At 59.2% G+C, this 7,068-nt stretch carries 7 protein-coding genes; 6 read left to right on the top strand and 1 reads right to left on the bottom strand.

All coding sequences use genetic code 11. The features are described 5' to 3' along the window. Window positions 1-209: 209 nt before the first annotated feature. From rfaE2 to LW884_11275, 6 genes are all read left to right on the top strand, one after another. Window positions 210-686, top strand: a complete 477-nt coding sequence (gene rfaE2 / locus LW884_11250; protein ID MCE3008905.1) for a D-glycero-beta-D-manno-heptose 1-phosphate adenylyltransferase — start codon at window positions 210-212, stop codon at window positions 684-686. Continuing rightward, window positions 683-1,249: an N-acetyltransferase gene (locus LW884_11255; protein ID MCE3008906.1), complete on the top strand. Its 567-nt coding sequence runs from the start codon at window positions 683-685 to the stop codon at window positions 1,247-1,249. Before rfaE2 ends, LW884_11255 begins: the two co-directional genes overlap by 4 nt. Before the next feature lie 58 nt (window positions 1,250-1,307). After that, the gene (locus tag LW884_11260) at window positions 1,308-2,885 is read left to right on the top strand and encodes a DUF4139 domain-containing protein (GenBank protein MCE3008907.1); all 1,578 of its coding nucleotides are present in this window, start codon (window positions 1,308-1,310) and stop codon (window positions 2,883-2,885) included. 2 nt (window positions 2,886-2,887) lie between these two features. Beyond that, complete coding sequence (locus LW884_11265) at window positions 2,888-4,519, top strand: mucoidy inhibitor MuiA family protein (GenBank protein MCE3008908.1); 1,632 nt, start codon at window positions 2,888-2,890, stop codon at window positions 4,517-4,519. A 49-nt stretch (window positions 4,520-4,568) separates the two neighbouring features. Then, window positions 4,569-5,432, top strand: a complete 864-nt coding sequence (locus LW884_11270) for a hydroxymethylglutaryl-CoA lyase (GenBank protein ID MCE3008909.1) — start codon at window positions 4,569-4,571, stop codon at window positions 5,430-5,432. A 290-nt stretch (window positions 5,433-5,722) separates the two neighbouring features. Next, complete coding sequence (locus LW884_11275; protein ID MCE3008910.1) at window positions 5,723-6,493, top strand: hypothetical protein; 771 nt, start codon at window positions 5,723-5,725, stop codon at window positions 6,491-6,493. 324 nt (window positions 6,494-6,817) lie between these two features. On the opposite strand, the gene LW884_11280 is transcribed toward LW884_11275, so the two are convergent. After that, on the bottom strand, window positions 6,818-7,068 hold a 251-nt coding region (locus tag LW884_11280), incomplete at its 5' end, for a DUF4476 domain-containing protein (protein MCE3008911.1).

Here is a 7,068-nt window from a genome sequence, read left to right on the forward strand (position 1 = left end):
CAGCCTGGGCCGCCAGTTGTTCGATCGGGGCGTTGCCAGCCGCAGCATCGACATCAGCAGCCTGCCCGCAGGCGTATACCTGGTCTACCTCTCTGCCGGAGACCGCTTCCAGGTAGAGAAATTGATCAAGCAATAAAGGCTTACTGTTCTTTTTTGTGAGCATTTCCTATGAAGCGCGGCCATATGGCTGCGCTTCCTTATTTTAGCCTATGTTTGACGTTGCACAAAAAATTATCTCGGCGGAGCAGGCGGCCCGCTGGGCAGCCGCCTGGCGGCTCTTGTCTCGGCCGGTGGTGTTCACCAATGGCTGCTTCGACCTACTGCATGCAGGCCACGTGCAGTACCTGCAGCAGGCCGCCAATCTGGGTCAGTATCTCATCGTTGGCCTGAATGATGATGCCTCGGTACAGCGCCTGAAGGGGCCCAAGCGCCCGATAAACACGCTGAAGGACCGGGCGCTGGTACTGGCGGGGCTGGGCTTTGTGGCTGCGGTGGTACCCTTTGGCGAGGATACCCCCTTGAGCCTTATTAAGCTGATACGCCCTGATATTCTGGCAAAAGGGGCTGATTATGAGATAGAAAACATAGTGGGTGCGAAAGAGGTAATGGGTTGGGGAGGCCGGGTGGAGCGCATGCCCCTGCTGCCAGGACGAAGCACCACAGCCCTGATCGAACGTCTGTCATGATACACCCCACAGCCATGGTGGATGCCGGTGCCCAGATAGGCGAGGGTACGCGTATATGGCACTTCTGCCACATTATGCCGGGCGCCTGCATAGGCCCAGACTGTAGCCTGGGGCAGAACGTATTTGTAGCCGACCGGGTGCGCCTGGGCAGGGGGGTAAAGGTGCAGAACAACGTGTCGCTCTACGAGGGGGTAGAGATTGAGGATGAGGTGTTCCTGGGGCCCAGTGTGGTGTTCACTAACATTAAGAATCCGCGTGCTGCTGTGGTGCGGCGCACCGAGTACCTGAAGACCCTGGTTGGGCGGGGTGCCACCATCGGGGCAAACGCCACCCTGGTTTGCGGGCTTACCATAGGCCAATACGCATTTATAGGGGCCGGTGCGGTGGTTACCCGTTCCGTGCCAGACTATGCCCTCATTGTGGGCAACCCTGGCCGACAGATCGGCTGGATGAGTGCCCATGGGCACCGCCTGCACTTTGACGAAGCCGGCCTGGCCACCTGCCCGGGCGATGGACAGCACTACAGGCTGCTGCGGTGCAAGGTGCAGCGGGTAGATTCCTGATTTTTTTTGCGCATATTGAACCAGCTTAGTACTTGTGGGTAAATCGGACTATATGATCATGCGTTGTCTTCTGCTTTTCCAGCTTTGTGGGCTGCTGCTGCCCCCGCTGGCACTGGCTACCGGGCCTTCAGACCAGCTCTTGAGTTCCCGCATACAGCAGGTTACGGTTTATGCCAATCAGGCCGAGGTATGGCGCGTGGCCGAGCTTCGGCTGGCACCCGGTACCTATCGCCTGGGTTTTGACCAGCTGAGCGCCCGCCTGATGCCCCAGAGTGTGCGCGCCAGGGGCGAGGGAAGCGGTACGGGTATCCTGCTGGGGCTTACTACTGCCCAAGACTACCTGCACCCGCCTACTGCCCGTATGCAGCTGCTGGCTGATAGCCTGAAGTGGCTAAGGCGGCAGCTGGGTAGCCTGGCTAACCGAAAGACTAGCCTGCAGGCCGAGCAGCGGCTGATAGACCAGAACAACAACCTGAACGGAGAGCTGGGACTGGATGTGCCAGCCCTACAGCAGCTGCTAGCCTGGCAGCGCATCCGTACGGCCCAGATACTGGAGCAGCTCAGGAACATAGGTCGCGAGGAGCAGACCTATCGGGAAACCGCCACGCGGCTGGAGCGGCAGTTAGGTGCCGACCTGGAGGCCCAGCGCAGGTCTACCTACACCGTGTGGGTAGATTTTCAGGTGAGCCAGGGTGGAACCTTCCGCTTTCAGCTCAGCTATCTGGTGGATCAGGCGGGCTGGAAGCCCCGCTACGACCTGAGGGCCCAGTCTGGCCAAAGCGGCGTGCTACTGGAGATGAAGGCCGATGTGTGGAACCAGACCGAGGAGGACTGGAAGGGTGTACAGCTGGAGCTGAACACAGCCCGGCCCGGCCTGGGCACCCAGGCCCCTACCTTTGCCAGCTGGTACCTGCGCGCGGCCCAACCGGTATATGAGCCCCTACATGGTGCGCGGAAGCAGGCCGCCGCTGACCAGGCTGCAACTATGGCCTACGCGGACCCCACGGGCCTTGAAACCCGGCAGAATCAGCTGAGCAAGACCTATGTGCTGAAGGCTAAGCAGGATGTGCCTGCCGATGGGCAGCCGCGTACGCTAGCCCTGGAGAGCCAGGCACTGCCCGCAACCCTGGTGCACTACGCAGCGCCAAAGCTGGAACAGTCGGTTTTCCTGCAGGCAGCCGTAACCGGCTGGGAGCAGTATGAGCTACTGGCTGGCGCGGCCAATGTGTACATGGATCAGGCCTTTGTAGCAGAGTCCTACATAGACCCCGGCCAGACAGAAGACACCCTGCGCCTGGACCTGGGGCGAGACCCGCGCGTGCTGATAGAGCGTAGAGAGGACCCAGACTTTACTACCCGAAAAACCATTGGTGCCTACACCCGCATCCAGAAGCAGTATACCATTACCGTGCGGAACACCCGCGCGCAGGCGGTTCGCATCCTGATAGAGGACCAGCTGCCCCTCTCGCACACCGACGAGGTAGAAGTAAGCCTCCTGAAGGCAGAGGGGGCCACCCACCAGGTGCAAGACGGCCGCCTAAGCTGGTATCTGAACCTTGCTGCTGGCGAAAAGCGCGAGCTCACGTTCAGCTTTGAAGTGAAGCACAAAAAGAACCTGAACCTGCAAGGACTATAACTATGAAGAAGACCATTCTTACCCTACTTGGCCTCTTGGGCATGGGTGGCTGGCTGTGTGCCCAATCGGTCTCTGCCCCCATTACAGGCGTAAAGGTATATCTGGACCGTGCATCCATCCGGCACAGTGGCAGCATCTGGCTGCCCGAGGGCCCGCACAGCCTGAAGATCACCGGCCTAAGCGACCACCTGGTGGAGGAAAGCCTACAGCTGGGTGCCGGCCAGGCCCGGATTGAGCTGGTTAGCTTTCGCCGAGATTTCCTGTATCAGCAGCCCAAGCCCAAGGCCCTGCTCCAGCTGGAGGACAGCCTGCGGCTGGTGGAGGAGCGGCTGCGCCAGCTACAAGACGAGATACTGCTACGCCAGCAGGAGGTGAAGACCCTGCACGCCAACGAAAAGATGGAGCGCGAAAATGGCCTGCTGCTCAGCCAGCTGCAGGCCATGGCCCAGCTGTATCGTACCCGCCTCTTCGAGCTGGCCGAGGAGGAAAGCCTGCTTGGGCAGCAGCGCACCGAACTGGCCGAAACCCAGGCTCGCCTGAAGCGCCAGCTGGAGGAGTACGCGCACCAGCGCCAGCAGGCACGAAAGGAAATAGAAATCCGCCTGTACCAACCCACGGCAGGCCAGCTGAACCTGGAGATGGAGTACCTGGTAACCCATGCGGGCTGGGCTGCCCGCTACGACCTGCGTACACCCGGCATATCCGATCCGGTTTCGCTCACCCTGTATGCCGATGTGCGGAACCACACGGGCATAGACTGGGTGCAGGTGCCCCTTGAGCTTAGTACTGCCCAGCCCTCCAGCAGTGCCACGGCCCCCAAGCTCCAGCCTTGGGTTGTTAGCATCTACTACCCACAGCCTCCGGCACCAGCCGCCCGCATGTGCAAGGCGGAGATGGCGGCACCAGCGCAGACGGAGGAAAGCAGGGAGGAATATGATTTCGACGGGGAGAACCCCGGTATTGCAAGTGGGGAGGCAGTGGCGCAGCTAGCCACCGCCGATGCTTTTACACAAACGATGCAAACGGACCTGAGTGTGGAGTACCGGATTGCCCTGAAGTATGATATACCCAGCGATGGACAGGCCCATAAGGTGCAGGTAAAGACCCATGCGCTGCCAGCTACGTATCGCTACTACGCGCTACCCCGGCAGGACCCCACCGCCTACCTGGAGGCTGAGCTGGCCAACTGGCAGGGGGTGGAGCTACTGCCCGGGCCCGCCACGGTATACCTGGCACAGCAGTATGTAAGCGAAACCTACCTGAACCCACGCACCACCCAGGATACCCTGAAGCTGGGCCTGGGGCCGGATGAGCAGGTGCAGATAGACTACCAAACGCTGGAGAACTACACCCGCCGAAACAGCCTGGGCACCCAGAAGACTGTGGGCCGCAGCTACCGGATCAGTGTACGGAACAACAAGACACTGCCCATCTCGCTGGTTATTACGGAGCCGCATCCGGTATCGACAAACAACAAGATAGAGGTGGAGCTGACCGAGCACGATGCAGACCAGTACGACCCACAGACCGGTAAGCTGGTGTGGGCACGCAGCCTGCAGCCCGGCGGCAGCCTGCAGCTGAAGCACCGCTTCGATGTGCGCCATCCTGCTGATATGCGCGTGGATGGGCTATAGGGATCCAGGCATCGGGCCAGGACGGGCGCTTTTTTCGTAGTTTTAGCGGATGAAACCCAAGATCATAGAGTGCCCGCGCGATGCCATGCAGGGCATAGCAGCCCAGATACCCACCCAGGCAAAGATAGACTACCTGAATGCCCTGATGGGGGTGGGCTTTGACGTGATAGACTTTGGCAGCTTTGTTTCGCCCAAGGCGGTGCCGCAAATGGCCGACACCCTGGAGGTGCTGGATAACCTGGACCTGGGCGCAGGCAGCAGCAAGCTGCTGGCTATTGTGGTGAATGAGAAGGGTGCACAGACGGTGGGCGAGTTTGCCGAGGTTACCTACCTGGGCTACCCGCTCTCCATTAGCGAGACCTTTCAGCAGCGAAACACCCGCATGTCTGTAGCCCAGGGGCTAGACACCATGCGGCGCATACAGGCCCTGTGCGAAAAGAATGACCAGCAGCTGGTGGTGTACCTCAGCATGGGCTTTGGCAACCCCTATGGCGATGCCTGGAGCCCCGAGCTGGTGGCCGAGTATGTGCAAAAAGTAGCACAGGAGGGCGTGGAGATCATCTCGCTAGCCGATACCGTGGGCACGGCATTTCCCCACCAGGTGTCGGGCTTGTATAGCACCCTGATACCGGAGTTCGACTGGATTGAGTTTGGTGCCCACTTCCACGCCACGCCAGAGGACTGGGAGCTCAAGATAGATGCAGCCTACCAGGCAGGCTGCCGCCGTTTCGATGGCGCCCTGAAGGGATACGGTGGCTGCCCCTTTGCCGAGGATACGCTGACCGGAAACATTGCCACCGAGCAGATAATAAACTACCTGGAGGGTAGGGGCGAGCGCCTGACGGGCCTGAAAAAACGCCCGCTTGGCCAGGCCCTGCAGCTGGCAACTGAGCTGTTTGGCACCTATCACTAGGCAGGCTGTCCACTGGACTGTGGCAGTATGGAGAGGTGGAGTAGTTAAGTTTCCAATTAGTCCACTTTCCAATTAAACTACTTGCATACAGGGTATTAGGGCTTTTGTCCCCCCCCCCCTTTTTTTGCAGGCCAATTCCTCTTTCTCTTCTAACTTTCGGGCATAATCTCACCTCGCGTCCGCCCGGTGGCAGCTTATGTCCCTTCCTGCCCGGTTCCAGTTTTAGCCGGATGGCATGCCCTCGCGAAAAAAGCCAGTAACCCCCAAATCTTTGTCCCATTCTTTTAACTATGAAACACCTGTTTACGCTTACGCTCATGGCACTATTTGGCCTGCAATCCTGGGCTCAGGCACAGAATCAGGACTCACTTGCCCTGGAGAAATTACGGGCCCAGTCCGGTGTAGACCCCACACGTATCCAAACCCGTGTTGGCTACTCCTTCCTGTTTAACGATGCAGCAGGCAATTCCGGATCGGTAAAGAACAGGCTGACTGTCAATCTGGGCGTGGGGCGGTGGAGTTTTCAGGTAAGGAATGAAGTGGTGTCTGTTCTGCCCCAGAGCGAGACGGCTACCTTTACCAGCAGCTTTGGCGACCCCAGGTTTTCTGTCCTGAACGCCTTCTTCGTAAAGGGCCGCCACGCCCTGGCTGCCGCCGGCGAGCTGAACATGCCTATTGCCAAGGCCGGTTTTGGCACGCAGTATCTGTCTATCACACCCTCGCTTACCTATGCCTATACCATCAGTCCTACCCTGATCTTCGCCACCCAGCCCCAGTACACGTTTGCGCTGGCAAGGGCTGCATTCCTGCCCGACCTGCATGTTATTACTGTCCGGACCTTCCTGGCCAAGTTTACGCGTGCAGGCTACTTCTTCGTGTTCGAACCCCGTCCCGTATTCGACCTGGAGAATGACAAGGTAGACTTCATCCTGTCGCCCATTATCGGCAGGTCCATAGGCGCGGGCTTCAACCTGGTTTTCCTGTCAGAAATATCCGTAAAGGAGGAAACCCGAAGTAGCCAGGGCGTGGTTTATCTGTTTGGCTTTAACAAAAACTTCTAGCATCTGCCGGGGCTGTGCCATGTCGCAGCACGGCCTTCATCCTGGACCGTCCATCCGTTTTCTCCCGGTACGGAGCAGGGTTTTTTGTTCCTCTAAGGAGGGGTACAGGGCTATCTGCCGGGCTAAGCCGGTATGCGGGAGATAAATAAGTGCGTGCTGCGCTTTGGGCCGCCTGTCATTTGCTGAGCAGGCAGATGGCCCGGCAGGGGGTTTTGTTTGAAGGGAAGAGAGCCTACGTTTCGTCTGGGGTGGTGCCCATGGTTTGCAAGTTCGAGGGGCTGCCGTGTCGGGCGAAGCACCTGGGTTGTTCCGCTATCCCCCCTCCTATGGGTGCGGATATGCCTGTATATGCGCACGTAGCTCTTGCGCGTAGCTAGGCGAGTTAAATAGCTGGTAAACCACGTAGTAGCGTTCGGGGTCTACTACACGCCCGTAGGCCTGTTTGGCGGGCTCCAGCCGGCTACGCTCAAAGGTGAGGGTGCCGAGCATACCCTGTACCTGCTGGCTCGTGAGCCAGTGGTGCTGTAGTATCTGCTGGATGGTGGCCACGCGGCTATCGTCAAACGGCATACGAG

The sequence above is a fragment of the Bacteroidota bacterium genome (assembly GCA_021300195.1).
In the GTDB taxonomy this organism is placed as follows: domain Bacteria; phylum Bacteroidota; class Bacteroidia; order J057; family JAJTIE01; genus JAJTIE01.